This window comes from Aquirufa sp. TARAVU-A1A, from assembly GCF_054558675.1.
On the sequence record NZ_JBPXKP010000009.1, the window covers coordinates 70,152 to 96,576 of the forward strand.

Here is a 26,425-nt window from a genome sequence, read left to right on the forward strand (position 1 = left end):
TTGATTTATATCAGGCAAATCGGAGCGAAACCATGTCGGATTCGACGCAAGTATATACGCAGCCAGATTCAAATTTTACGCATCTATGGACCGCACCGTCAGATTGGCGGATGATGTATTTGCGTCCGGAGGAGAAGGAATTGGTTTTATATGGTCGGGAATTGATTGCACATACATCGGATTATTTAGGGCCAAAGGGTTCCGTGAGGGCGATGTCGAATGGGATGAATTGTCAAAATTGTCATTTAAATGCGGGGACTCAACCTTGGGGAAATAATTATTTCGCCGTTGAGTCAACCTACCCCAAATTTCGCGCGCGTTCGGGCAAGATTGAGAATCAGATTAAACGTGTAAATGATTGTTTTGAACGGAGTTTAAACGGTAAGGCATTGGATTCTACGAGTAAGGAAATGCGTGCTATTTTGGCCTATATTCACTGGTTGGGGTCTGATGTAGCAAAAGGAGTCGCGCCCAAAGGGTCAGGGATTTTTAAATTAAAATTCATGAAGCGTGCTTGTGACCCGACCAAAGGGGCGGAAGTGTACGCTGCCAAGTGTCAGTCTTGTCATCAGGCTGATGGGGGTGGGGTGTTGGCATCCAATGGAAAATCTTATACCTATCCACCGCTTTGGGGCAAAAACAGTTATAATGTGGGAGCGGGCTTGTTCCGTATTTCAAATTTTGCCGGCTATGTCAAATACAATATGCCACTAGGTACAACCTATGAGAAACCACAATTAACTGACGAAGAAGCTTGGGATGTGGCGGCCTACGTCAACTCGATGCCAAGACCATTAAAAGATTTATCAAACGATTGGCCTAAAATTGCCAAGAAGCCATTCGATCATCCCTTTGGTCCTTATGCAGATCCGTTCTCGGAGGAGCAGCATAAGTTTGGGCCGTATAAAGCGATCAAAGATAGAGTTACGAAGTAAGAGTGATGAGTGAGGTGGTTTGGTTTGTAGAGACGCGATACTTCGCGTGTATTAGACGTTAGACTTTGGACGTTTGACATTAGTATAATGATAACTGCGTGTAAAAAAATAGACGCGAAGTGTCGCGTCTCTACATAAAATGAATAAATAAATGGGACTCAGAAAACTGAATCCCACTTCTAATCTCTTGCCTCTTCACTCTTAATTCTTACCTCTAATGCGGTAATTGATCCCTAAACTTTCCATAGACCCAAGTGCCCGCAATGGAGCTGAGAATGACAATGGAAATAGCTAGGACGCCAGTTCCTAATTGAGCGAATAAAGGCCCTGGACATGCACCCGTCACTGCCCAACCTAGACCGAAGATTAAACCGCCATAAATTTGGCCTTTATTAAACTTTTTGTCCGTGAAGGTGATTTCCTCGCCGTGTATAGTTTTAATCTTGAATTTTTTGATCAAAAATACAGAAATAGCACCTACGACAACAGCCGTACCGATCACTCCGTACATGTGAAAACTTTGTAAGCGGAACATTTCCTGAATGCGAAACCAAGAGATGATTTCCGCCTTCACAAATACCACTCCAAAAACGATACCTACTGCTAAATATTTAAAATTATACCACCATGGATGGCTTAAATTGGATTCATTCACACACATGGTGTCGAGTGACCGTACTTCAAAATCCGTTTCTTCTTTTTGCGTTTTCATACTTATAGGCTTAAAATGAATGGTAAAATGAGATTGGCCATCACAAATCCGCCAATCATAAAACAAATAGTTGCGACCAAAGACGGCCATTGCAAATCCGATAATCCCATAATTGCGTGTCCAGATGTGCATCCTCCTGCATAGCGCGTTCCGAATCCTACGAGAAATCCACCGCCGACCATCATCATGAAGCCACGTAGTGTGAATACATCATGTAATGCAAATAGTTGGGTCGGTACCATGCCCGAAAGGTCTGTAATTCCATACGTGGCTAACTCCTTTTGCAAGGCAGGATGAATGACGATAGGAGCATCCGATCCCAAGAAATGCGCTGCGATAAATCCACCGATGAAAATTCCGCCGATGAAGAATAAATTCCAAGATTCTTTTTTCCAATCGTATTTGAAAAAGGGGATGTCGCTTGGGAAGCAAGCTGCGCACATGTGACGTAAATTGGCCGAAATGCCAAAGTGCTTATTCCCTAAAATCAACAGGGTTGGGACAATAAGTCCGATGATAATTCCTGCCGTATACCAAGGCCAGGGTTGGGTAATTGTTTCGATCATGTAAGTTAAAATTTAGTCTTTAAGTCCGTAGTCCGTAGTCAGTTGTCTGCAGTCAGTTGTCTGTAGTCAGTTGTCTGTAGTCAGCTGTCAGTAGTCAGCTGTCAGTTGTCGCTAGTCGCTAGTCGCTAGTCGCTAGTCGCTAGGTTAAATATTTTGGCAAATTTATTCATTTCTCTCTTAACTCTTCGTTCTTACCTCTTACCTCTTATTTCTTAGCTCTTAACTCTTAGTTCTAGCCTTAGCAATGGTTCCAATCAGCAAGTAACCAAGCACAGCAAAGTAAATGATGCTATTCATGGGCTTGCTCGTGATTGGGCAGGTTCCAGTGGAACAACCCATATCTCTCCAATAAAAATATCCGACGAAGCCGCCGGATATTGTCCCAATGATTGGCCACAAATTATTTCGAATGAATTTCTTCATAGCTTAATTCTTCCGGGTCTTTTTGATTGGATTTTTGAATGGGAATTCCGCAGCCTTGTGCACCACAGCCGACATTAAGTATGGCCATGCCTAAAAGCACAAAGCCAAGTAGGCCCATCAGCGTGTCTTGTCCCCTAAAAGCCTCAATCATAGCATACCCACCGATTACGAGTCGGATGATGCGCATGAGGTTCCAGTTTTGTATAAGGTTTGAGAGCATAAGAGTAATGATTTTACCCCAGGCTTTAGCCTGGGGTTCCTAATGACATTGATTTAATCTTGGTAAACAAGCATATCCTGTAAGCCTCCACCATTGTAAACTTCAGTAATGCCTGCTTGCTTGAGCAAATTCATCGCCATACCTGAACGGTTTCCGCTTCGACAATAGAGGACGATAGGGCCATTCATTGCCTTGAATTCATTTAATCGCAAGGGAATTATTCCCAATGGAATGTTAATCGCTCCATCAAAATGCCCCATGGCAAATTCGTTGGTCTCGCGTACGTCGACAACCGTAGTTGTCGGATCATCTAGTAATTCTTCCATGATTATAAAAGGGTTGAAGGACAAACGTATTCTGTTAATGGAAAATTCTCCGATTCTTTGATCCCTTTAAATCCTCCTTTGACATCGATTAAATTATCAAATCCGCGGGCACGCAAGGTAGAATTAAAGATCATTGAACGATACCCACTCGCACAGTGTACGAAATAGGTTTTGTCTTTGTTGATCTTCAACATGCTTTCATTGATGAAATCCAAAGGGGCATTTTCGACGTCAACGACGTGCTCCGACAAATATTCCGAGTTCTTGCGAACGTCTAAAATTTCACCTTCACCGGCATTGACACGTTTCAATAATTCGTCTGCATCGATGGATTCGATGCTATCTACTTCTTTGCCTGAAGCTTTCCAAGTTGCAAAGCCTCCTTTTAAATATCCAATGGTGAAATCATATCCCACGCGCGCTAATCTTGTAATTACTTCCTCCTCGCGACCTTCATCAGTTACTAACAAGATTTCTTGTTTAATGTCAGGAATCAAAGTGCCCACCCATGGAGCAAAAGATCCATCGATTCCGATGTTGATCGAGTTTGGCACAAAACCCGCAGCAAATGTTTGAGGGTCTCTTGTATCTAAAATCAACGCACTTGTCTCGTTTGCCGCAGCTTCAAAACCCTCTGGACTTAAGGCATGTTGGCCTCTCTCCAAAACCTTGTCAATCGAATCATAGCCTTTGATATTCATCAAGACATTCAGTGGGAAATAAGCGGGAGGTGCCACGAGTCCTGTTAAGACTTCTTTTTTGAACTCTTCTTTTGATAAGGCTGGGTTTAAAGCATAATTCACTTGTTTCTGATTGCCTAAGGTATCTGTTGTTTCCTTGCTCATGTTTTTACCACAAGCTGAACCCGCACCATGCCCAGGATAAACAATAATATCGTCCGCCAAAGGCATGATTTTGTTCCGCAACGAGTCGTACAAATGACCAGCTAAAATATCTTGTGTTAAATCAGCGATGACTTTTTGGGCTAAATCCGGTCGGCCTACGTCGCCAATGAACAAAGTATCTCCCGAGAATAAACTCGTTTCTTTTCCAGTTTCGTCGATCAATAAAAAGCACGTCGATTCCATGGTATGTCCGGGTGTATGAATCACGCGGATTTTCACATTTCCTAAAGGAAATTCTTGACCATCGGTTGCTGAAATGCAATCAAAACCACAGCTAGCATTGGGGCCATAGACAATCGGTGCGCCCGTTTTTGCTGAAAGGTCCAAGTGGCCCGAAACGAAATCGGCATGAAAGTGTGTCTCAAAAACGTATTTGATTTTGGCATTATTGCGCTCCGCTTTTTCGATGTAAGGTTGAACCTCACGAAGTGGATCAATGATCGCCGCTTCTCCATTGCTTTCAATGTAATAAGCACCTTGTGCTAAACATCCTGTGTAAATTTGTTCTACTTTCATTTAGGTAATTATTATGCTGTGAATGTTGATCTATTTGATAGGGAAGGCTAATTGTTGGATTAGGATGTAAATACCCATCACTAATACAAACCAACCGAATCCCACTTTTAATTTATTTCCGTCTACTTTTTTGCTTAACATGTCACCAAAGAAAATACCTACGATGGCAAGTCCTGTGACAGTCAATAGTAATTTCCAATCGATGATTTGGTGACCTAAGTCGCCTGTAAATCCGATTAAGGATTTGGCAGCTATGATTAATAAAGATGTGCCTACGGCCTGTTTCATGGACAGTTTGGATAGCATCACCAAGGCAGGTATGATTAAGAAGCCACCTCCGGCACCAACTAAACCTGTTAACGTTCCTACGACTGCGCCTTCGATTAAGATCATTGGATAGTTGAATACTTGTTCCTCCTCAACATAAGTGCTTAATTTCTCCTTTTCACATTGCTCGCATTTTCCACGAATCATGGAAATGGAAGCTGAAACCATGAGAATAGCAAACAAGACCATCATTAAGATTGATTTTGTAACCACAAATTCTCCTACAGTAAATACTTCGGCGGGTATTAGCGGGACAATGAATTTTCGTGTTGCGTAGACCGCTGCAATGGATGGAATACCGAAAATGATAGCCGTTTTGACGTTAATTAAGCCTTGATTGTATTTGGGAATAGCCCCAACCAAAGAACTGGCACCTACAACAAATAGGGAATAAGCTGTAGCTAAGATGGGATCCACACCGAATAAATAGACCAAAACGGGCACGGTTAAAATGGATCCACCACCGCCGATTAATCCAAGTGAAATTCCAATGAGCAATGAAGCAAAATAGCCTATGATTTCCATAAATGGGTTTTATTCTTTTGTTGTCACAAATCTCTTGATAAATTCATGGCTATATCGTGATTTTTATCACAAGCCGATGAAAATTTATAAAGTGTAATTTACAATGAAATTCCACGTGCTCATATCAACTTTATTTAAGTTGTATTTAGGATTATCGACTGTATCTCCTTGCTTACTTTTGTTTACATAGACAAACTGAACATCTAGCCCTTTTGCTATTTTTTGTGCATCCCAATTGATTTCAATATTTGATTGCAGGTAGGAAGGCATACCATATTTGTTCAAATAATAATTTTCAATAGTAGGGAGGTTAAAATAACCTACAGACGGCTGAATTTTAAGCTGTAGTTTAGGGAATTGATACATACCTCGAATTACGACGGCTTTTACCCCTCCAAATCCTTCATTGCGTTCTCGGGGCATAAACGTATAAAAAGGATCTTTCCCCCATTCTCTTGGCATGAGATATCTTCCTTCTGAGCTGATTTGATTAAAGTTGATCGAGGTACTCCATCGTTTATTTTCTAGGGCTAATTTTAATCCCCAGCTTGCGGCATGTTGATTTTTTTCGTCAAATAAATTATTCCCCAATGCATGTTGTTTTATCGCTTGTATACCTAAGGTAAGTCGGCTATTTCCAATTTTCTTTTGATTTTCTACTTGAATGAACGCCGTATTTGAAATTTGATCTACGAATAGATTTGAAAATTTAATGCCAAGGCTCTTATTGATTTGTTGGTTGAAACCCGTGATTAAGATGCCATTACTTTTTAATTGGCCAGCATAGCTCGATTTTAGTCCCATTGTATTAATGCCAACAGGATAATAACCTATAGAAGAGGCAACGGAAGACCATCCCATAGTTCCTCGGGGTGATATTTCATAAAGGTAGGCGAATTCCCAATGTTTGTATTGGCCAAACATTCCCCCCACGGCACTCGGGTGCATACGGCCGTCCTGTGGGTTTATGAAAGGGGTATTGATAACTTGTCGGCCTACAGTAAGTTTGAAATTATTTTTAGCGTATTGAAGATTTAATTTCTCGATTCGAGTTAAAAATGTTTGATTGCTGAGGTTGGCCTGATCAAAAAGACCGATTTCATAGCGACTTGTAGGTACTGAGTTCGAATTCAAAAAAGAGCTAGTGAGGGAACTAGCTACTTCTGCTGTCCAGTATTTTTTGAGTTTGTATTTATATCCAAATTCCGCCGAAATGGCATTCGCTGCATATGCAGGTAGTTGCGGACCGTTTTCTGAGGACATATGATAATAGCGCAATTTCCCGTAAAAAGGAGATTGGGATAAACTAGTGAAACTTATCAAGAGAAATAAATACTTTGTCATGTTACAAAGTTCTCAATCTCGCTTGACGCATGTCGTGATGAATATCACAGTGCTTTTAAATCAATAATCTCAATTTGATTCTTATTGATTTTAATATGCCCTTTTTCAGCTAATTTCTTCATCAACCGCGAAATCACTTCGCGGGAAGAATTGAGTTCCGTGGCGATGTCGGTAAATGATACTTTAATGGTATTGCTCTTTAAACTCTTTTGATGCTGTTTTAGGTACCATAAGAGTCGCTCGTCCAAATTACGAAAGGCAATATGGTCAAGTGTATCCAATAATTCTTCAAAGCGTGAACGATACGTTTCCAAGACAAATTGATACCAAGACTTGTATTTTGAAGCCCATTCGTCCATTAATTCGACCGGGATAGTCAATACTTCGGTGTCCACCAAAGCCTTCGCCATGATTTGGCTATTCAGATTACGAGAAGCACAGGTCATGGAAATGGCGCAAGCCTCACCAGGGTGGAGGTTGTACATGAATACTTCGTTCCCTTCGTCATCTTCTCTAAAAACTTTAATGATTCCTTTGGTGACTAAAACGGCGGATCGAATGCTTTGACCTGTTTTCATCAGAAATTCATCCGCTTTAAACTTACGGATGACACCCACTTGTTGGATTTTCTTTTTTAATTCTGGTTCGAAGTTGGCGAGTATATTTGATTCCATAGGTCTGTTTTCCAAATCCCCAGAATGAAGTCTGGGGTTATTATATGTGCTGATGTTTTTTAATTCCCCAGACTGAAGTCTGGGGTTATTATATGTGCTGATGTTTTTTAATTCCCCTGACTAAAGTCTGGGCATATTTCTGTGTTTTCTTAACCCAAGGCTTCAGCCTGGGGAGATTTCTAATAAGCGATCACTTTTTTCTCCCGACTGCTCTCCATCGCTGCATCAATCACCCGCATGCTGTTAATACCATCTTGTACGGAAACGGCAGGTTTGGCAGCACCGCGTAAAGTTTGGAAAACATTTTCATAAAAGGCCATGAAATTTCCCTTTTCGGAAGGAATGCGCTCCGGATTTCCTCCATCGACTTGAATAACACCATAATCAGAGGGATTTTCTTGTCCCCACGAATCACCTTGCGGTTTTCTTCCTGCATCTAAATCGGCCTCTTGGCGGTCAGAACGCGTTTTGATAAAACTACCCAATTTGCCATGCAACTGGAACGCAGGAACGGGTACCTTGAAATAATATCCTGCCTTCAAACGCACACGCATGTCAGGGTAGTACAATAAAATTTCAAACAAATCCTCCACCTCCGTTCCCGGTCGCGTTTTTCGCAAATCCGCAAATACATGGGTGGGATTTCCGAATAAATGCAGGGCCTGATCAATAATGTGAGGTCCTAAATCGAAGATAATTCCAGCACCAGGTCCTGGAACTTCTTTATGCATTTTAGGTGATTTTACCCCATTGTAACGATCAAAATGAAATTCAGCTTCCACGATTTCGCCTAATTCACCCGATTCGTAAACTTTTTTGACGGTTAGAAAATCGGAATCCCAACGGCGATTTTGGTAGACAAAAATTTGCTTACCCACTTCTTGAGCTATTTTTTGCAATTCCAAAGCCTCTGCGGTGGAGTTCGTAAATGCTTTTTCAACAACAACATGTTTTCCGGCCTTTAAGGCTTGGGCTGCATAGTCGAAATGTGTTGGAATCGGAGTATTGACGATGATTAATTCGATGTCAGGGTCTTGTATCACCTCCTCCAAAGAATCATAGGAATGGGTTCCTGGATAGGCTTTTTGGATGTTTTTTTGACTCCGTTCATAGGAGCCTACGAGTTCAAACCCAGGATGTATTTCGAGGAATGGCGCGTGAAAAATGCGGCCCGACATCCCATAAGATAATAATGCGCTTTGAATTGCTTTCATAAAGTAAAAATAGGAAATTTAGTGCTTTGATATACAAACCTATACAGATGAAAAAAATACTCGTTTTTGCTTTGCTTAGTTTTGGAGCGTATGCCCAGCAACCCTTAGTTTCTCACATTTATACGGCTGATCCTTCAGCACATCTTTTTCAAGGGAAAATCTACATTTATCCTTCGCATGACATCGATGCGGGTGTCAAAGAAGATGATATGGGAAGTCATTTTGCGATGAATGATTACCATGTTTTATCCCAAACCAATCCGGCAGGTCCCGTGACGGATCATGGAGTCGCATTGAAATTAGCCGATGTACCTTGGGCGGGTAAAATGCTTTGGGCACCTGATGCAGCAGAGGCAAATGGGCAATACTACTTATATTTTCCAGCCAAAGACAAGGATGGCGTTTTTCGCATCGGAGTAGCGAGTTCAACCAAACCAGAGGGGCCTTTCAAAGCGGAGCCAAATTACATGCCGGGTACTTACAGCATTGATCCATGTGTCTTTAAGGATTCGGATGGTTCACATTATCTATATTTTGGTGGAATTTGGGGCGGCCAATTGCAACGCTGGAAAATGGGGCATTATATGGCGAATGATGATAGCCAACCGGCGGACACGCAGCCTGCTTTGATGGCCAAAGTTGCTCGTTTGGATAAGAACATGAAAGTATTAACGGAAAAGCCGCGCGATGTACAAATCCTGGATGCTTCTGGAAAAATCTTATTGTCATCCGATCATGATCGTCGGTTTTTTGAAGCGGCCTTTGTTCATCAATATCAAGGCAAATATTATTTCAGCTATTCGACGGGGGATACGCATAACATTGCTTATGCGACCGGATCAAGTCCTTATGGACCTTTTACCTATCAAGGTGTCATCTTAAAACCAGTGAAAGGTTGGACAAACCACCATTCTATTATTGAACAAAATGGAAAATGGTATTTGTATTTTCATGATGTTCAATTATCAGGCAAAACGCATTTACGCAACATTAAAGTGACGGAATTGAAATATCGGCCTGATGGATCTATCGAAACGATAACGGCCTATTAATTAATTCCTTATATTTAGGTCTATGAATCGAATAGACCTTACCTGGATCAATCAAATTAAACATAACAGACAGCCCGATGGACATAAAAAGTCTTTCGGGCATGTCTTGATTATCGCCGGAAGTTCAGGTAAAGTGGGAGCTGCACTTTTGTGTGCACGTGCCGCTTTGCATGCAGGCTGCGGCATGGTGACAGCCATGATTCCAGAAGAAGGTGTGGGGCCGCTTTTATCAAACAGCCCTGAAATCATGTATCGCACTGAAGCCGATTTATCCACGATTAATCTGGAACCCTATGATGCGATTGCTTTCGGTCCAGGATTAGGCTTCTCCATTCAGGTTCGTCGAAATTTGGAGTTTTTATTACTAAACTATGCTGGTCCTATCGTATTTGATGCGGACGCTTTGACCTTGTTAGGCTCTTATGAGTCCTTAATTTCCCAAGTTAAACCGCATCATATTTTGACGCCGCATCCGGGAGAATTTGCTCGCTTGGGAAGTTTGGAATTTGACGCTTCACAACGTGAAAAGCAAGCAGTAGACTTTGTGTCAGTCTATTCATGTCAATTGTTATTGAAAGGCGCTCCCAGCATCATCGTGACCTCAACGGGTGAATTATTTACGAATACGACCGGGAATGACGGGATGGCAACAGCCGGATCCGGAGATGTGTTGACGGGTATCATTGCCGCCTTGTGTGCGCAAGAATATGCTCCTGATGTAGCGGCACGTTTAGGCGCATATATTCATGGATTGTCGGGCGATTTAGCAATACAAAAAAAATCGAAGGCCAGTTTAGTGGCCTCCGACTTAATTGATCATTTGAGTGAAATTAGGCTCTTAGACTAAGATTGCCTTTGCGAATTCCACACATTTTTTAACTTCTGCGACGGCATCAGAACCTGCAGGGATGTCATATTCCAACTCGATGGTAGCAGGGAATTTGTATTTATTTTTCTTCATGGCCGTTAATATCTCCTTCAAAGGCGTATCACCTGTTCCCCAAACCAAGTTTCCTGCACCGTGTTCTTTCGATGTACGGTCTTTGATGTGCAGGGAAGTGATGCGATCTTTCTTCGCCTCAAGTAATGCCAATAAACTTTCAGTCGTATGTGGAGCACCCACGGCGATATAGTGGCCCGCATCCAAGTTCATGGAGTTGAATGGGGATTGTGCCAAAGCCTCATCAAAGGCAGTATCCTTCACTTGTAAATGCGCATGGTAGCCGAAATAGATGCCGTGTTTCGCACCTAAATCCCCTAGTCTTTGGGTTTGTTTCGGGTCTGTAGGTAATTCAACGGTCACCGACTTTGCTCCTAAAACTTTAGCGGATCGCAATGCGTATTCCACTTCAGCATCTGAATTGTTTGGGCCAAAAGCATTTGGTTTATAAGCATATACGCTGATACCAGCTTTGTCCAATTTGGCACGAACTTCCTTGAATTTGTCCATAGATACACTTTCGCGCCATGCTTTGACCTCTTCTTGGTATTTCTTCATTGCCGCACGTTGCTCGTCGGTGAATGTAGGACGTGGTTGGCCTGGTACCCATTTGATTTGCACGGGATTGACAGGCTTTCCTGCGTAATCTTCCACGGCGTCTCCCATTAATTCGGTTGCCGAGATTCCACTCTGTATTAAATATCCGATGATATCATCGATGGAGCCTGGCATGCTGCGGTATGAATAGGTAATGCAACCGATTTGAACGCCTCCAAATTTGGAATCTGGTTTAGCTGAACCGAAGGCAAAAGCGGCAGGTTTGGCAAATAAAAGGCCTAAAGAGGCAAGAGAACCAGCGGCGAAAAACTGCCGACGGGAGTGATTGTAATTCTTTTTCATAGGTGTAAAGGTTTATAAACTCAAGTATAGGAATCCTTTTTGATAAATGTATCCTTTGGGGGGAATTTTGCGACGAAAGACTTATTTTCTTTGGCAAACCTTTCAGGATTGCCAAAGTTTGAAATGCGAAGCATCGATTCCCTAGGCTAAAGCCTAGGGTTAATAACCTCAGACTTTAGTCTGAGGAGTCGACGCGAGGTATCGCGTCTCTACAAATTTTTTAGTGTCTAAAGTCTAATGTCCAACGTCTAATCGCTTTATAGCGATTGTTGTACTCGGCTCAAACGAATTCACCACTTCGATCGCATCCGGTTTCCAAGTAAATGTCCAGTGATGTGGGCTTTCGAAATATCGCAGTGTGATTTCGATCGATTGGTCTTCCAAAATCCGGTAGCTACCCGCATAATCGAAGGGTGCCTTTTTCGCTAAATCTACTCGTGCAGCGCGTAGCATGTAAGGCCCCACTAGATTCGATTTCCCGATTCCCCAGGTTCTAAAGCCTAATTTGAATGTGTGTTGCGTTGAATCTTTCGTTGTAACAATCAATGTTGCCGCATCACCTGTTGTTTGCATCTGCATGCGCGCGAAATCAAATTGATTTTTTTCCAAGGCAATGGATTTGCTGAGCGTTTGATGAGCAATTGATGAAATAGGCGCTTCGATGTTTCGGGAGGCATTAAATTGCTTTAAAGCAGCTAAGGCTTTCGGATTTGGCGCTAAGGCTTTCGACTGAAAAGCGGGTAATAGATTCTGCCAAACTTGGTTTAAATCATCGGGCAAATCCTGTGATTCTGAAGTGATGATGAGAACGGCATCTTGTTCTGGCATCATTAAAATATATTGACCAAAGGCCCCATCTCCACGAAATGAATTATGTCGGCTCCGCCAAAACTGATAGCCGTAACCTTGAATCCAATCCGCATATTGTCCTGTGACACGTTTTTCTGCTGTTGCTTCAGGTTCTTGGTCGATGTGTTTACTAGTCGCTTCCTCTACCCATGCAGCTGGAAGAATTTGTTTGCCTTCAAATTTTCCTTTGTTGAGGTACAGTAAACCCAATTTTGCCATATCTTCTGTTTTCACTCGAATGCCCCATCCGCCTACATTGATGCCCTTTTGGTCTGATTCCCAGTCGATGCCCGTAATATGAAGCGGATCTAATAAACGCGGTTTTAAATAGGCCAAAGTTGTCTCTCCAGTCACTTTTTGAATAATGGCTGAAAGCATGTAGGTTGCCAGGGTATTATATAGGAATTTCGTTCCAGGTTTGGCAACGATCGGGTGATTCAAAAATCCGCGAATCCAATCGGGTTGCATGACAATGACGCTGCGCAATGGTTCTTTGTCATGACCCACCGACATCGTTAATAGGTCTTGCACGCGTAAATCTTGCATAAAGGGTTTATCCTTCAGGTCGGCATATTCCGGAAAGAAGGAAATGACTTTGTCTTGAACGCTTAGTTTTTTCTCAGCAACTGCGAAGCCGATGGCTGTGGAAGTCCAACTCTTGGAGACGCTGTACATGGAATGAACTTTATCTGCTGCATAGGGTTTCCACCAAGCTTCGGAAACAACTTTCCCATGCCGAATGAGCATGTAAGAGTGCAATTCGTGGCGTTTGGGATCGATTTTCTCAATGTACTGTTGGATCGCTTCGGAGGAAATACCTTCTGCTTCTGGTGTACTGCGAGGTAGAGATTGCGTAAAGGCTGTAAAGGCCAAGAAGCTGATTAGGCCTAATAGGAATAGTTTTTTCATGGTTAATCGGTTTATAGCAGGTTAAATGTATGAAAAATGCGGTAAATTGTTGGCTGTTTAATTCAGCTATGTCGAAAGAAATCGTTGCGCGTGTTAGTCATTTGTCGGCCGCTTATGGGGCTAAAGAAGTTTTGTCAGATATCTCTTTTGAGATTGCTACGGATGATTGTTTGGCGATTGTGGGTCCCATGGGATCAGGAAAAACGACTTTAGCCAAAGCGCTATCGGGGCGTTTGTTTCGCAAAGGGGATGTTTGGTTTCAGGGATCTTTTGTTTTGTTTGTGGAACAGCAACATCATTTTAAGAATCGGAGTAATATCTCCGAGTTTTATATGCAGCAGCGGTTTAATTCCTCGGATTCGGAAGATTCCTATACTGTACGTGAAGAATTGGGCGAGTTGGATGTTGCTGAATGGGTGTCGGTATTTGGATTAGAACCCTTAATCGATAAACCTTTGTTGCAATTATCGAATGGAGAAAATAAGCGATTGCAGATTGTGAAGGCTTTGGGACAGCAACCCGATTGGTTACTTTTGGATAATCCTTATTTGGGCTTGGATGTGCAGGGACGTGCGATTTTATCGGCAGGCTTAGCTCATTTAAAGGCCAAAGGCATTCGATTTATCTTGTTTTTATCAGGAGGTGATGTGCCTGAGTTTGTGTCGAAGGTATATCGTTTGTCGGGTCAATATCCTATAAACCCCATGCTGAAGCATGGGGCTATAAAATATACGGATAACCCCAGGCTTCAGCAAGGGGATGTGGGAGATTTTCCGATCGTTTCTTTACGAAACGTCACCATTCGTTATGGATCCAAAACCATTTTAGATCAATTTTCCTGGACGATCAACCGAGGCGAGCGTTGGGTGTTGAAAGGCCCCAATGGAGCCGGTAAATCCACTTTGTTGAGTTTAATTACGGCAGATAATCCACAATCGTATTCGCAGGATATCCGTTTATTTGGTCGGCAAAGGGGAAGCGGAGAGAGTATTTGGGACATCAAACGGAATATTGGTTATGTGAGTCCGGAAATGCATTTGTATTTCAAGGAAACAGGAACGTGTTTCGCGGTGGTGGCGTCTGGAATTTTCGATTTATTAGGTGTGACGCGGAAGGTTAATGCAGAGCAATCGGAACAAGTCATGCGAACGTTACGTATGTTTGGTTTGGAACATTTAACCGAACGATCCTTTCATACTTTATCGACGGGCGAGCAAAAGATGATTTTGATTGCCAGGGCATTTGTGAAGAATCCGCCGCTATTGATTTTGGATGAACCCTGTCAAGGATTGGATCAGGAGCAGATACAAATAGTTAAGGATGTCATAAATCAAATGGCAGCAGCTTCGGATATGACGCTGATATTTGTTTCGCATTACTCTGAAGATGTACCCGAAAGTGTTAATAAGGAGCTCAGTTTGTAGAGACGCGATACTTCGCGTCTAGTCCCCAGGTTAAAACCTGGGGTTAAAATATATAACCCCAGACTTCAGTCTGGGGCTTAAGACGCGAAGTATCGCGTCGCTACGATCCGTATTTCTGAATCATCGCGATCTGCCCCGCATGATAAGCAGTATGTGAAATGATTCTTCCAAAGGCTTCAGCTTTCGTCTTTGTGCCAAATTCTTTCGTGGTAATTTGCGTAGACCAATCTTCTTCAGCAACGGAAGCAATGATACCTGTAATTGTTTGGCCTGACTCATTCAATAGGCTTTGAATCGCTGTTAAATCTGTCCAAACGCCCGTGTCTTTTTGGTCAATGACCGTATGCGCGACAACCTTAACTTCAGAATGGCCAAAGACATTCTTGCAAAAAAGTAATTCCACTTCAGCAATATGCTGTAGGAGAAATCCAAGGGAATTGGGTGCGCTATCTAATTTCTTGGATAAATCAGCTTCTGTAATCGTGTTGGTTACTTTACTGAGTCTAGTGCGCGCTTCGATATATGCGGCTTGGAGGTGGAGGGAGGTGTTCATGAGATTAGACGTTAGACTTTGGACGTTTGACTGTAGGGACGCGATTCCTCGCGTCTAATCCCCAGGTTAAAACCTTGGGTTATGAAGTGAAATGATTTTGTAGAGACGCGATACCTCGCGTCTAATCCCCAGGCTAAAGCCAGGGGTTAAAACTATTTTATAAGCTCAGACTATAGTCTGAGTATATACATGCGTTTTATATAAACGGCTGACTAATCGAGGGACTCGGTTGGCTAAACCATTTGGGCCCGTTTTCGGTCATGTACACACAATCTTCTAATCGTACGCCAAATTCCCCAGGAATCGCGATTGTGGGTTCAATGCTGAAACACATGCCAACTTGCAACGGCAATTTATTTCCTTTGACCATGTTTCCCCATTCGTGGCCATCCATTCCGATGCCGTGTCCGGTTCGGTGGGGTAGTCCTGGTAATTTGTATTCCGGGCCAAAGCCTGCTTTAACTAATACATTTCGTGCTGCGAAATCGACATTTTCACAGGGAGCGCCTAAAACCGCGGCCTCGAATCCAGCTTGTTGGGCCCGCTTCTCTAAATTCCAAATATCAATCTGCTTCTGTGTCGGTTCCCCAAAAACAACCGTCCGTGTAATATCTGATTCATATCCATCCACTTGGCATCCGCAGTCCAACATGACCACATCGCCTTTTTGAAGAATTTGCTTGCGTGAACTTCCATGCGGAAAGGAAGTTGCTACGCCAAAGGTTACCGATGCAAAACCATGTTGGGCTCCTAATTCAATGTGTTTTTGTGCAATTTGTTGGCTGATTTGGCGCGGGGTACAGCCTTCCGTTAAGGCGGCGACACCTGCCTGAATGGCTAGTGTTGTAATGTCATTCGCTTTTTGCATCAATGCAATTTCAGCAGGCGATTTAATGAGTCGGCAAGTCACCGACACCGGATCACCGCTGACCAATTGAAATTGTTTTCCGGCCTTTTGGAGTCCATTCGAGATAAAGAAGCGTGTTTGTTCTTCGATGCCTATTTGGCCTGATTGAAAGCCAAAATCCTGTATCGTTTTGATGCAGAGATTGAAAGGGTTTTCATCTTCATGCCAGGTGCGAACCTGCTTGCCCACCTTGATTAATTCCAATAAGCGGTCTTCCTCAAAATTGGGGCAGATGTAAGTCAATTCTCCTTTGGCGGGAATAATGACCAACATCGATCGTTCACTTGGATACCAAGATAGCCCGGTAAAATATTGCATGGAAGTGCCCGCATCAAGAATCAAAGCTACCATTTTATTTATTTGAAGCAGCTCTTGTGCTTTGCTAATGCGTTGCAAGCGTTCTTCTACGCTTATCGGTGAAGCTTCAACAGGAGCTTTCGTATATAGGCTTTCGTTGCTCATGAGCGCTGAGATGCCGATGGAGCTTTTGATGAAGTCGCGACGTTGAATCATAGGATAGGTCTTTGAGGCAATTTACAGAATATTTAGCGACTAGGAAAATGGAAATGGTATTTATGTTTTTGAGTTTGGAATGTCAAAAAATAATACATTATTCATTTGTATTTTGTCAATCAGGATAATATGATTATGCTTCAAAATTCGTTTATTTAAGGGTGTTTGGGTGCAATTAGTGTCAAAATTTTGTCAATTTGTGTCTGAAATTTTACGCGCGATGATTTAGTATCACTGACAAAAATGACTAAATTATAATGCTCAATTAAATATCTCAGTAACCTTGAATAAGCCAAAGAAATCCCCGGTAAAAGAATTGAAATCCAAAGTCATTAAAAGTTCTTCCACGCAAGAGCGTGTCATGAACTTATTGTTGTATTTATTGGAGGCAGAAAAACCAGTCCCCATGCGAAAATTGGAAGCACTTTATGGTGGGGGTGAGGATTCCGGTGAAGATAAGCGTCGCACGATATTTCGTCATTTGGATATCTTGGCAGGATATGGTTTAGAGATTATCCGCGGTGATAAGTATGGCATCAAAAAGAAGTCGGAATATTCCCGCACGGAGTTTAATTTGCATGAAAGTCAGGCTTTATATTTTGCTGCACAGGAGTCGATTTCAGATGTAGAAATGCGTCGGTCTATCCAGCAAAAACTATTACAGATTTTTCATTCGAATAAGAAGCGTCAAAATTTATTGTCGAAGCGTACGATTGATTTGGTGGAATTTTGTGATAAGCAGATTAATCAGAGCAAGCGTAAGTATCAAATGCGTTTATTGAACTATTCGAGTGCGAATCAGGGGACGAAACGGGATCGACTGGTCGTTCCGGTTAGTTTTAGTTTGGAAAATTTGGAAATCTATGCCATTGATTTAGAGGATTTAGATCGTGTAACGCGTCCCAAAGTATTCAAATTGGACCGCTGCGAAGGCATCACGAAATTAAAGGATTTGGCACCTAAAGAATTGCAAATTCATTCCCATAAATTGACGCGCGATCCCTTTGGTTATTTGATTTATGATGATGCTTTATTGCATGTTGAGGCCTATTTTAATTTAAAGGCCATGACCATTTTCCTGTTGCATTTTCCTTATTTGACCGACCAATTCCAATACTTGGATACGGAGGTTGATAAACCTTTCTTGTTGACCTTAGACATCGTCCGTGTGGAACCCGTCATCGGAGTGTTTAGTGTCTTGTTGAATCATATTCGATTTGAGAATTCAGCGGCATTTTTATCAGCCTGGAAAGCGTTTCATCAAGCGAATGTGGAGGAGGGTTTAGCTCGATTGTTTGCTCAATAGGACATGCAACTCAAGCCAGAAGGAAGTTCATCTGCCTCTTGACTTTTGGGAATGCCTGCCAGATTTGTTAATTTTATTACTTAGTTCTTAAAATTGCATGTCAAACAAAATTTTGGTTGTAGGCGCTGGGTTTAGCGGAGCTGTTATTGCACGCATGCTGAGTGAGCAAGGGTATCTTGTCGATATGATCGACAAAAGAGATCATATCGCAGGGAATGCATTCGATTATCACAATGCGCACAATATTTTGGTACATCAATATGGTCCCCATTTATTTCATACGAACAATCGTAGTGTTTTCGAATTTCTGAGTCGATTCACGGAATGGGTCGATTATCAACATCGGGTGAAGGCTATTTTGGAGGATGGGAGCTTGGTGACTTTGCCTGTGAATTTGGAGACCAAAGATCGCGTTGGGGAGGATAAGGTGATTGATACGTTTATACGTCCCTATTCAGAGAAAATGTGGGGCTTGAAATTGGAAGAAATCAGTCCAGATATCATCAATCGGGTGCCTATTCGCAACGATTTGAATGAGTTGTATTTTCCCAACGATGAATTTCAAGCGATGCCCAAAGCGGGTTATACCGCTTTATTTGAGAAAATGTTACAGCATCCTACTATTCAGGTGAAATTAGGAACGCATTTTCAAAAGGAAATGGAGGCCGATTATGCGCATGTTTTTAATTCCATGCCCATCGATGAATATTATGATTATTGCCTAGGACCGCTTCCGTACCGTTCCTTGAAATTCCACCATGTGGACCTGCCCATACCACGCATTTTCCCGGTATGCCAAGTGAATTTCACGAATGATGGGCCCTACACACGTGTGGTCGAATGGAAAAATATCCCCAATTCACCGCAAAATCCGCAGTACACGAGTTTGACTTATGAGGAACCATGTTCCTATACCGAAAATAATAACGAACGCTTTTACCCCGTGAAAGACGCCAGCGGAAAGAACCGTGAGCTGTACCTGGCTTACAAGGCCATGGAAAATCCAAAGACGACGTTTATCGGCCGACTAGGGCAATACGTCTATTTGGATATGCACCAAGTGGTCAGCAGTTCGATGGCGATTGCCGAAAAATTTCTTAAAGAAAACCCTTTATAAATGCAAAATTCAAAACAAGTTGACGTAGGCATTATGATTTATGGAAAACCATACCAAACGGCGGTTTCCTTGCATACGCTTTACAAATATTCGAAACAGCACATCAATAAAATCTATGTTACCTTTGAAAAGGTGCAGCCTTTTGGGTTTGATATGGATGAACTAAAAGGGCTATTGGAAGGCCTTCCCGTGGTGTATAATGTTTCGGAACGTTTTTTTGGCTTTCAGAATTTAAGTTCAAAATCCCTAAAGCAAAAGTTGAAGTTTTTGATTCCTTCGTACCGGAAATCTGTGCGCTATCAATATGCTTGGGAAGAGGCCAAAATGCCTTATTTGTTCTTGATGCATAACGATATGCTTTTTACAGGCGATTTGATCGGGAAATATTTGGATGTTATTGGCACGGATATTGCCGCAGGGTCAATCGGTCAATGTTGGAATTGTCCGGCGTTCAATAAAGGTTGTGTAGACCAACAGTATTTTGATTACCGACCAAGTAGCCAGGAGTTGTTGGAATTATATAAGGATTGGCCGCATGATCGCGCAAGTTCCATGGGCTTATTAGGGGAGGGGCAAGTGAGTTGGCCGTTACCCGAATGTCGCCTCAATGAATTTGTTGCATTATTTAATATTCCTGCTGCAAGAAAGTTGGTCTTCCCGCGCGGCAAGGCTCGTTTATTTGGGTTGAAAAATTCGATTGACTTTGGTATACCTTGGTTTCAAGATATTTCGCACATGGGCATTAAGCTGCGCCATACTTCCTACGATACACATGCGGAACATGGCTGGTGTAGTAATCATGCCGGAGGAACGCAATCCTTGACGAATGAAAATTTGTACGTGCGCGAGGAAGAAATTGCCAAGACGTATTTCGAAGAAAATTGTAAGTAAGTCTTTCGAAAAGAATAAGCCGGTTAGCAGGAAATGGTTAACCGGTTTTTTTGTGTTCAATAGGGGGCAACAAAAAAGCCCGACATTTCTGTCGAGCTTATCAGAGCCTCCTGTCGGGATCGAACCAACGACCTACTGATTACAAATCAGTTGCTCTACCAGCTGAGCTAAGGAGGCGCATTTCGGTTTACAAAAGTAGTATTATTCTCCTAAATCGCAAAACCGAATCTCAAAAAAAATTAACTTTTTTTCAATTTTTCTAATTCTTTTTCCGCCGCTTCAATTTTCTTTTCCACCTCCGCACGCAGTTTTTCGCTGTTTTTCGACTTCGCAAAGAACTCTAAGTTGTTGGTTAACACCGCAATATCATTTTCCAAAGCTTGGATTTTTTTGCGTGAATCCGCCGATGGGGCAGAAGTTTCAGGACTTGCCGACTCCGTCTTCAAGGACTTCAATTCAAAGCCCCAAGCCGCCAGTTGCTCCTTCGGTTGTGTTCTCGCTAAATCAATCAAGGCATTCCAAGTCTTGCGGAATGATTCTTGCATGTCTTTCACGTTCTTCTTCGGTACGAATCCAATCGCATCCCAAGCCGCTTTTACCTCGCCTAAACGCGCTAATAAACTAGCATCCTTCAACATGCCTTCCATCTCTGCCAATATTGCCTGCTTTGCCGCTAAATTCGCATCCATTTCCGCATCTTTCGCTCCTTTCGAAGCTGAACGCTTTAAGTTGAAATATGCATCGCATGCCGCTTTGAATTTGGCATAAATGCTATCTTTTTGTTTCTCGGGTACATGGCCGATTTCCTTCCATTTCTTCTGCAAGTCAATCACCGTTTGCGTAATCTCTGGTGTTTCGGTTCCTACCGCAACAATACCTTCTACTTGTTCGATCAATTGCTGTTTCGCTGCTAAATTAGCTTTGCGCTCCGCATCAATCTTTCCGAAGAAATCACTTTTATGCTTAAAAAAGGTCTTTAAATCAGCCCAAAACTGATGGCTCACTTCTTTGCCTCCCTCACGTGGTAAACCTCCTTTCAATTTGCCCCATTGCTCTTGCAAAGCCAAAACAGCTTTGGATGCCTGGTTCCATTCCGATATCGAAGTAGACTGGAAGTTTGCATATCCATGCATCAATCCTGCCAATTCCTTTTTAATCTTTAAATTCTCTTCAAATACGGCTTTGTTCGCATCCTGAATTTGACGTTTCTGCTCAAACAAGACATCTAACGATTTCTTCACACGTTGCCACATGGCCTCATTTTCCTCACGGTGCGCTGGGCCAATATGCTTGTATTCATTGAACAATTCCTCTGCCTCTTTCAATAAAACAGGCAAATTCGTTGCTTTCGCAACCGCCGCAGCTAATTTTTCTAATTTGGCTGCAATGATTTCTTTGGCCTGTAAATTCTTCTTACGATCTAGCTCGAGCAATTCAAAGAAGATAGAACGGTTCGAATAAAAACGATCGACCAAGGCATGATAGGACTGCCAAAGCGTTTGGTTCATCGGTCCTTGAACCGATCCTAATCCTTTCCATTCCTCCTGAATTTTCTTGAATGCTTTGAAACTCGCATTCACATGAGCAGGATCTCCATTATCATCTTTGTCAACTAAGTCACGCAATTCATTAATTAAACGAGTTTTGCCTTCCAATGCTTTTTCTCTAGCCTTCTCTAAGCCTTGAAAAAATGCCTGCTTTTCCGTCCGAATGTGGTTAATCAATTGATCTACCGCATGAACGGCCTCATCTTTGAAATCAAATCCCTCATCAGTTCCGTCATTAGCCGCTTTGAATGCTTCAATGGCCGCCTGCTTTTCCACTTGTTTTAATTGGCTCCAAGCTTCTTTGACTTCTTTTGTGATTTCATCAACCTTTTTATAGGTTCCAGGATGGGCATGTTCCGACACGATGTCCTTGATTTTCCCAAAATACGTCAGGAAATTATCTTTCGAAGCGACCGCAAAGTCAAATAGGGGATAGCTTACTTCCTTTTCAGGTGCAGGTGCTTCCACTTCTTTGGCAAGCATTTCGCTTGTCTCCGCCGCTACGGGTGTTGTTTCCTCCACCTTGACTGGCTCGATGGCTTCGTTTTCTGCTGGATTTTGATCAGTTGTCATGTCGTCGTTGTTTGCGTTTTTAAACTAATTTTTCAAAAATACGCTCCATCGATACCGCATGGCCTAATTTTTCTTTTAGGTCTGCGATAGAAATGCGCTCTTGGCTCATCGTATTGCGATCACGAACCGTTACAGTCTGATCTTCCATGGTTTGGTAATCTACCACCACGCAATACGGCGTTCCAATTAAATCTTGACGAGTATAGCGCTTGCCTATCGCTCCTCCATCGTCGTAGGTTGTATTAAAGGCAAATTTCAATTGATTCGTAATTTCTTGGGCTTTCTCTGCCAATCCATCTTTCTTTACCAATGGCAATACGGCCACCTTTGTAGGTGCCAATGCTGGATGAATATTCAAATAAACGCGTTGTTTTAAGCTTTCGCCTTCTCCTGTAGTTTCCTCTGTATAAGCATTACACAAAATGGCCAAGAATAAACGGTCAGCTCCCACGGATGTCTCTACTACATAAGGGATGTAGTTTTGATTGATTTCTGGGTCAAAATACTGTTGTTTTTTCTTGGATAATTCTTGGTGCGCCTTTAAATCAAAGTCGGTCCGTGAGTGAATTCCTTCCATTTCCTTAAAGCCAAATGGAAACTTGTATTCAATATCCACTGCCGCATTGGCATAGTGGGCTAATTTATCGTGATCATGGAATTTCAAGGAATCCGCAGGTAAGCCGATTGCCTGATGAAACTTCATACGCGTTTCTTTCCATTTATTGTACCATTCCATCTCTGTACCAGGACGTACAAAGAATTGCATTTCCATTTGTTCAAACTCCCGCATGCGGAAGATGAAATTACGTGCAACAATTTCATTACGGAAAGCTTTCCCAATTTGGGCAATACCAAAAGGTACCTTCATGCGGCCTGTTTTTTGCACATTTAGGAAATTGACAAAAATCCCTTGTGCTGTCTCCGGACGTAAATAAATCAAGGAAGCATCTTCCGAAACGGCACCTACTTGGGTCGAGAACATCAAGTTGAACTGACGAACTTCGGTCCAATTGGCCGTCCCTGAAACGGGACATTTAATGTTTTGATCAATGATTAATTGGCGAACCGCTTCTAAATCGCCCGCATCCAATCCTTTTGCCATCGCTTGCATCAAAGCTTTCGCCTCATCTGCTTTGCCTTCATCTTCCAAAGTGGCAGCGCGCTCTTCTAACAAGGTATCAGCCCGGTAACGCTTCTTAGAATCTTTATTGTCGATCATCGGATCATTGAATGAATCCACGTGTCCTGAAGCCTTCCAAGTTAAGGGATGCATGAAAATAGCTGCATCCAAGCCAACAACGTTGTCATTCAACATCGTCATGGCTTTATACCAAACGTTTTTTAAATTATTCTTTAGTTCTACGCCATTTTGACCATAATCATACACAGCTTGTAAACCATCGTAGATTTCAGATGATGGAAATACAAAGCCATATTCTTTGGCGTGTGAAATTATATCCTTAAGTGCTGAGGCGGTATCTTGTTTTTTCTGCTCCATGTAATCATTCAATTAAGCATGCAATTTACCGAAAAGAATGAAAGAGAATAGATTTTTCTTAATTTTGCTAGGTATTTTTTTTCCATGCAGAAAATCCTTTGTATTCGTTTTTCGTCCATCGGTGACATTCTTTTGACCACTCCAATTATTCGGGTGCTCAAAGCGCAATTCCCCAATGCCGAAATTCACATTGCTACGAAGGCATCTTTCGCTCATTTATGGGATAGAAATCCAAATGTCGCACAAGTGCATGGTTACCAAGGTAATCTATGGGAATTTGCCGCTGAGCTTCGGAAAGAGGGTTTTGATGCGGTTTATGACCTACACAAAAACCTGCGTTCGCACATGCTTTGTCTCTTGTTAGGAAAATTTCCCAAGCAGATCAATAAATACACGGCAGCGCGTAAAGCCTTTGTTCAAACGAAAGTGAATACCTTGCCTGGGCATCTGGTGGATCGCAATTTTGCGTCATTAGGTTTGGTGCCTGATGGTCAAGGGCTTGATTATTTTATTCCTGCCGCGGCGCAAGTCAAGCTTGCTGATTACGGAATTAAATCGCCTTATGTGCTTTTTGCGATTGGTGCTGCGCATCAAACCAAAGTACTTTCTTATCCTAAAATGATTGAATTGATCGACTCGATCGATCATCAGATCGTGTTGATTGGCGATGATTGGGATGAGAAAATCGGATATCGCTTAGCTACGCTTTTTCCGGAGAAGGTTTTAAATCTTTGTACGAAAACAACTATTGCGCAGAGTGCATCCTTGATCCAACAAGCCGGGATGGTCATTACGCATGACTCATCCATGATGCATGTGGCTGCGGCACTCAAGCATCCTAATTTGTTTACGATTTGGGGAAGTACGCATCCGGGTTTAGGGTTTACACCCTACCAAACGGCGTTTACCGCGGTTGAAAATATGAATCTGGCTTGTCGGCCTTGCTCGACACAGGGTTCAAATGTTTGTCCTTTGGGACATTTTTCTTGTCTGAATTCATTGGATTTAACGGTGCTGAAAGGTGCTGCCCAAGCATTATGAAAAATATCAAATTTGCCTTATTGCAATTGACTTGTTCGGAGGACGTGCAAGCGAACCAACAGAAAACGGAAGCTAAAATCCGAGAAGCAGCTGCACAAGGTGCTCAGGTGATTTGTTTGCAGGAATTATACCGTTCTGTGTATTTCTGTCATAAACAGGAAGCCGCTTATTTTGATTTGGCAGAAGTGATTCCAGGACCAGGGACCGATGCGTTGTTGGTACTTGCCCAAGAATTAAACATTGTCATTGTTGCATCTTTGTTTGAAAAACGCAGCAAAGGTGTCTATCACAATACCTGTGCGGTACTCGATTATGCCAAAGGCTACCTAGGTAAATATCGTAAAATGCACATTCCTCAAGATGCAGGTTATGAGGAAAAATATTATTTCACGCCTGGAGATTTAGGTTATCAGGTCTTCGATTCGAGTTATGGGAAACTAGGCATTTTAATTTGTTGGGACCAATGGTACCCTGAAGCGGCCCGTTTAACTGCCTTGAAAGGTGCGGAGGTATTAATTTACCCTACGGCTATCGGTTGGGATAATCAAGAACCAAGCAGTGAAATCAACCGCGAACAATACCAAGCATGGCAAACCGTTCAGCGCGGACATGCGGTGGCGAATGAAGTTCCCGTGATAGCGGTCAATCGGGTAGGCGAAGAAAATGGCCAAACTTTCTGGGGTGGTTCTTTTGTGAGCAATGCTTTTGGTCGGGTGATTTATCAGGCACCACACAATACAGAAGAAGTCGCTGTTGTTGAAATTGATTTAGATGCGCAGGAGCAATACCGACGTATTTGGCCGTTTATGCGGGATCGACGAATAGATACTTTTGGAGATATTACAAAAAGGTATATTGATTAGAATTTACTAGAATTTTTGTGAATGCAGCTGGGCGCTAAATATTTATTAAGTACGGAGTTCATGCAACCTTATTTATATGATTTGCATCTTCGTCACATTCTCATTTAATTTCATTCAATATGAAAAACAATAAACGCATTTCCCTTGGTCTATTTTTTCTTTTACTAGGCTTAACCTATTTTTCTGTACAAGCTATTAATCATAAAGGTGTAGCTCGGCCAAATTTTTCTGGAACATGGAAAACTAAAGAGTCGATCAGTATGGGAGGGAATATTTATTGTTCATTTATTGAGGGTGATCGCATGAATGTGAAATCATTGAAAATTGCAGAGCAAGCTAATTTTCTAACGATTGAAACAAATGCGAAATCAAAATCGGCTAAAATTCAGGAAAAATGGAGATTCAATGTAAATGAAAACCAAGGTAGAGATAGCTTAGGGATAAATAAGAAATACACAGTTAAATTATCAGCAGATCGTAGAACGATGACGGTAAACTCGGTTGTTCAGCAAATGGTGCCAACTCCCTACCATGTAAATGTTCCTAAAAAAGCAATCAGTTATGTTACGGAAGTTTGGCATTTGAGTGATGATGGACAGTCAATTACAATTCATTCAAAAGCAAAATCAAATCTTTGGGGCGGGGTCCGTTCTTGGAAAACGATTTTCGAAAAAGTTATCTAACATGAAAAAGCCTTCCACATTTGTGAAAGGCTTTTTTGTTGAAAGTGTCCCGTCCTAAAATAAGTTGACATAAAATCGACTTATGGAAAAGAATACATCAGAGGATCAAGTCAGACCTCAAAAGCGCAATCAGCGTGATTACAATTTAGGCTTTAAATTATCGGTAGTCGCC

At 42.2% G+C, this 26,425-nt stretch carries 26 protein-coding genes and 1 tRNA gene; 10 read left to right on the forward strand and 17 right to left on the reverse strand.

The window, feature by feature from the left end; all coding sequences use genetic code 11:
* Window positions 1-32 precede the first annotated feature (32 nt).
* Window positions 33-935: a c-type cytochrome gene (locus V7S75_RS11710; RefSeq protein ID WP_459514155.1), complete on the forward strand. Its 903-nt coding sequence runs from the start codon at window positions 33-35 to the stop codon at window positions 933-935.
* A gap of 214 nt (window positions 936-1,149) precedes the next feature.
* On the opposite strand, the gene V7S75_RS11715 is transcribed toward V7S75_RS11710, so the two are convergent.
* The 10 genes from V7S75_RS11715 to V7S75_RS11760 form a co-directional block, all read right to left on the reverse strand.
* Window positions 1,150-1,596 carry a DUF6691 family protein gene (locus V7S75_RS11715; protein WP_459514157.1) on the reverse strand — a complete coding sequence of 149 codons (447 nt, stop codon included), beginning with the start codon at window positions 1,594-1,596 and terminating at the stop codon, window positions 1,150-1,152.
* 53 nt (window positions 1,597-1,649) lie between these two features.
* Complete coding sequence (locus V7S75_RS11720) at window positions 1,650-2,213, reverse strand: YeeE/YedE family protein (protein ID WP_459514112.1); 564 nt, start codon at window positions 2,211-2,213, stop codon at window positions 1,650-1,652.
* A gap of 219 nt (window positions 2,214-2,432) precedes the next feature.
* The gene (locus tag V7S75_RS11725; RefSeq protein WP_459514114.1) at window positions 2,433-2,636 is read right to left on the reverse strand and encodes a DUF6132 family protein; all 204 of its coding nucleotides are present in this window, start codon (window positions 2,634-2,636) and stop codon (window positions 2,433-2,435) included.
* Window positions 2,614-2,856: a hypothetical protein gene (locus V7S75_RS11730; RefSeq protein WP_459514116.1), complete on the reverse strand. Its 243-nt coding sequence runs from the start codon at window positions 2,854-2,856 to the stop codon at window positions 2,614-2,616. The genes V7S75_RS11725 and V7S75_RS11730 overlap by 23 nt, the downstream gene beginning before the upstream one ends.
* A 53-nt stretch (window positions 2,857-2,909) precedes the next feature.
* Window positions 2,910-3,182 (reverse strand): rhodanese-like domain-containing protein, encoded by a 273-nt coding sequence (locus tag V7S75_RS11735; RefSeq protein ID WP_459514118.1) that lies wholly within the window; start codon window positions 3,180-3,182, stop codon window positions 2,910-2,912.
* Between the two features lie 2 nt (window positions 3,183-3,184).
* On the reverse strand, window positions 3,185-4,603 hold the full coding sequence (locus V7S75_RS11740; RefSeq protein ID WP_459514120.1) for an MBL fold metallo-hydrolase: 1,419 nt from the start codon (window positions 4,601-4,603) through the stop codon (window positions 3,185-3,187).
* 30 nt (window positions 4,604-4,633) lie between these two features.
* The gene (locus V7S75_RS11745; RefSeq protein ID WP_459514122.1) at window positions 4,634-5,455 is read right to left on the reverse strand and encodes a sulfite exporter TauE/SafE family protein; all 822 of its coding nucleotides are present in this window, start codon (window positions 5,453-5,455) and stop codon (window positions 4,634-4,636) included.
* An 84-nt stretch (window positions 5,456-5,539) separates the two neighbouring features.
* Window positions 5,540-6,718 carry a hypothetical protein gene (locus V7S75_RS11750; protein ID WP_459514124.1) on the reverse strand — a complete coding sequence of 393 codons (1,179 nt, stop codon included), beginning with the start codon at window positions 6,716-6,718 and terminating at the stop codon, window positions 5,540-5,542.
* Between the two features lie 125 nt (window positions 6,719-6,843).
* Window positions 6,844-7,473 carry a Crp/Fnr family transcriptional regulator gene (locus V7S75_RS11755; protein WP_459514126.1) on the reverse strand — a complete coding sequence of 210 codons (630 nt, stop codon included), beginning with the start codon at window positions 7,471-7,473 and terminating at the stop codon, window positions 6,844-6,846.
* A gap of 179 nt (window positions 7,474-7,652) precedes the next feature.
* A complete protein-coding gene (locus V7S75_RS11760) occupies window positions 7,653-8,687 on the reverse strand; it encodes a Gfo/Idh/MocA family oxidoreductase (protein ID WP_459514128.1) in 1,035 nt (344 codons plus the stop codon).
* 47 nt (window positions 8,688-8,734) lie between these two features.
* Between V7S75_RS11760 and V7S75_RS11765 the strand changes: the two genes are divergently transcribed.
* On the forward strand, window positions 8,735-9,739 hold the full coding sequence (locus V7S75_RS11765) for a glycoside hydrolase family 43 protein (RefSeq protein WP_459514130.1): 1,005 nt from the start codon (window positions 8,735-8,737) through the stop codon (window positions 9,737-9,739).
* A gap of 22 nt (window positions 9,740-9,761) precedes the next feature.
* Window positions 9,762-10,586, forward strand: coding sequence for an NAD(P)H-hydrate dehydratase (locus V7S75_RS11770; protein WP_459514132.1), 825 nt, complete (start codon window positions 9,762-9,764; stop codon window positions 10,584-10,586).
* On the opposite strand, the gene V7S75_RS11775 is transcribed toward V7S75_RS11770, so the two are convergent.
* Window positions 10,578-11,579 carry a sugar phosphate isomerase/epimerase family protein gene (locus V7S75_RS11775; protein ID WP_459514134.1) on the reverse strand — a complete coding sequence of 334 codons (1,002 nt, stop codon included), beginning with the start codon at window positions 11,577-11,579 and terminating at the stop codon, window positions 10,578-10,580. The two genes, V7S75_RS11770 and V7S75_RS11775, sit on opposite strands and share 9 nt — an antisense overlap.
* A gap of 234 nt (window positions 11,580-11,813) precedes the next feature.
* Window positions 11,814-13,337, reverse strand: a complete 1,524-nt coding sequence (locus V7S75_RS11780; RefSeq protein WP_459514136.1) for a serine hydrolase domain-containing protein — start codon at window positions 13,335-13,337, stop codon at window positions 11,814-11,816.
* A gap of 68 nt (window positions 13,338-13,405) precedes the next feature.
* Between V7S75_RS11780 and V7S75_RS11785 the strand changes: the two genes are divergently transcribed.
* Window positions 13,406-14,761, forward strand: a complete 1,356-nt coding sequence (locus tag V7S75_RS11785; RefSeq protein WP_459514138.1) for an ATP-binding cassette domain-containing protein — start codon at window positions 13,406-13,408, stop codon at window positions 14,759-14,761.
* 100 nt (window positions 14,762-14,861) lie between these two features.
* Here the strand turns inward: V7S75_RS11785 and V7S75_RS11790 are convergent, their stop codons facing one another.
* Together V7S75_RS11790 and V7S75_RS11795 are read right to left on the reverse strand one after the other, a co-directional pair.
* Entirely contained in the window at window positions 14,862-15,314 is a 453-nt protein-coding gene (locus tag V7S75_RS11790; RefSeq protein ID WP_459514140.1) for a DinB family protein, read from the reverse strand.
* A gap of 196 nt (window positions 15,315-15,510) precedes the next feature.
* A complete protein-coding gene (locus V7S75_RS11795) occupies window positions 15,511-16,734 on the reverse strand; it encodes a M24 family metallopeptidase (RefSeq protein ID WP_459514142.1) in 1,224 nt (407 codons plus the stop codon).
* Window positions 16,735-17,017: 283 nt separating this feature from the next.
* On the opposite strand from V7S75_RS11795, the gene V7S75_RS11800 reads away from it, so the two are divergent.
* The 3 genes from V7S75_RS11800 (at window position 17,018) to V7S75_RS11810 (ending at window position 20,048) form a co-directional block, all read left to right on the forward strand.
* Entirely contained in the window at window positions 17,018-18,040 is a 1,023-nt protein-coding gene (locus tag V7S75_RS11800; protein WP_459514144.1) for a WYL domain-containing transcriptional factor, read from the forward strand.
* A 97-nt stretch (window positions 18,041-18,137) separates the two neighbouring features.
* Window positions 18,138-19,157 (forward strand): UDP-galactopyranose mutase, encoded by a 1,020-nt coding sequence (locus tag V7S75_RS11805; RefSeq protein ID WP_459514146.1) that lies wholly within the window; start codon window positions 18,138-18,140, stop codon window positions 19,155-19,157.
* Window positions 19,158-20,048 (forward strand): hypothetical protein, encoded by an 891-nt coding sequence (locus tag V7S75_RS11810; RefSeq protein ID WP_459514147.1) that lies wholly within the window; start codon window positions 19,158-19,160, stop codon window positions 20,046-20,048.
* A 104-nt stretch (window positions 20,049-20,152) separates the two neighbouring features.
* On the opposite strand, the gene V7S75_RS11815 is transcribed toward V7S75_RS11810, so the two are convergent.
* The 3 genes from V7S75_RS11815 to V7S75_RS11825 all read right to left on the reverse strand — a co-directional run bounded on the left by V7S75_RS11815 (window position 20,153) and on the right by V7S75_RS11825 (window position 23,666).
* Window positions 20,153-20,225 (reverse strand) — tRNA-Thr (locus V7S75_RS11815).
* Window positions 20,226-20,287: 62 nt separating this feature from the next.
* Window positions 20,288-22,168: a DUF349 domain-containing protein gene (locus V7S75_RS11820; RefSeq protein WP_459514149.1), complete on the reverse strand. Its 1,881-nt coding sequence runs from the start codon at window positions 22,166-22,168 to the stop codon at window positions 20,288-20,290.
* A gap of 19 nt (window positions 22,169-22,187) precedes the next feature.
* Window positions 22,188-23,666, reverse strand: a complete 1,479-nt coding sequence (locus tag V7S75_RS11825; RefSeq protein WP_459514150.1) for a glycine--tRNA ligase — start codon at window positions 23,664-23,666, stop codon at window positions 22,188-22,190.
* Window positions 23,667-23,750: 84 nt separating this feature from the next.
* On the opposite strand from V7S75_RS11825, the gene V7S75_RS11830 reads away from it, so the two are divergent.
* The 3 genes from V7S75_RS11830 (at window position 23,751) to V7S75_RS11840 (ending at window position 26,253) form a co-directional block, all read left to right on the forward strand.
* Entirely contained in the window at window positions 23,751-24,707 is a 957-nt protein-coding gene (locus V7S75_RS11830) for a glycosyltransferase family 9 protein (protein WP_459514152.1), read from the forward strand.
* Window positions 24,701-25,570, forward strand: coding sequence for a carbon-nitrogen hydrolase (locus tag V7S75_RS11835; protein ID WP_459514158.1), 870 nt, complete (start codon window positions 24,701-24,703; stop codon window positions 25,568-25,570). Before V7S75_RS11830 ends, V7S75_RS11835 begins: the two co-directional genes overlap by 7 nt.
* A gap of 119 nt (window positions 25,571-25,689) precedes the next feature.
* On the forward strand, window positions 25,690-26,253 hold the full coding sequence (locus tag V7S75_RS11840) for a hypothetical protein (protein ID WP_459514154.1): 564 nt from the start codon (window positions 25,690-25,692) through the stop codon (window positions 26,251-26,253).
* Window positions 26,254-26,425: the final 172 nt, after the last annotated feature.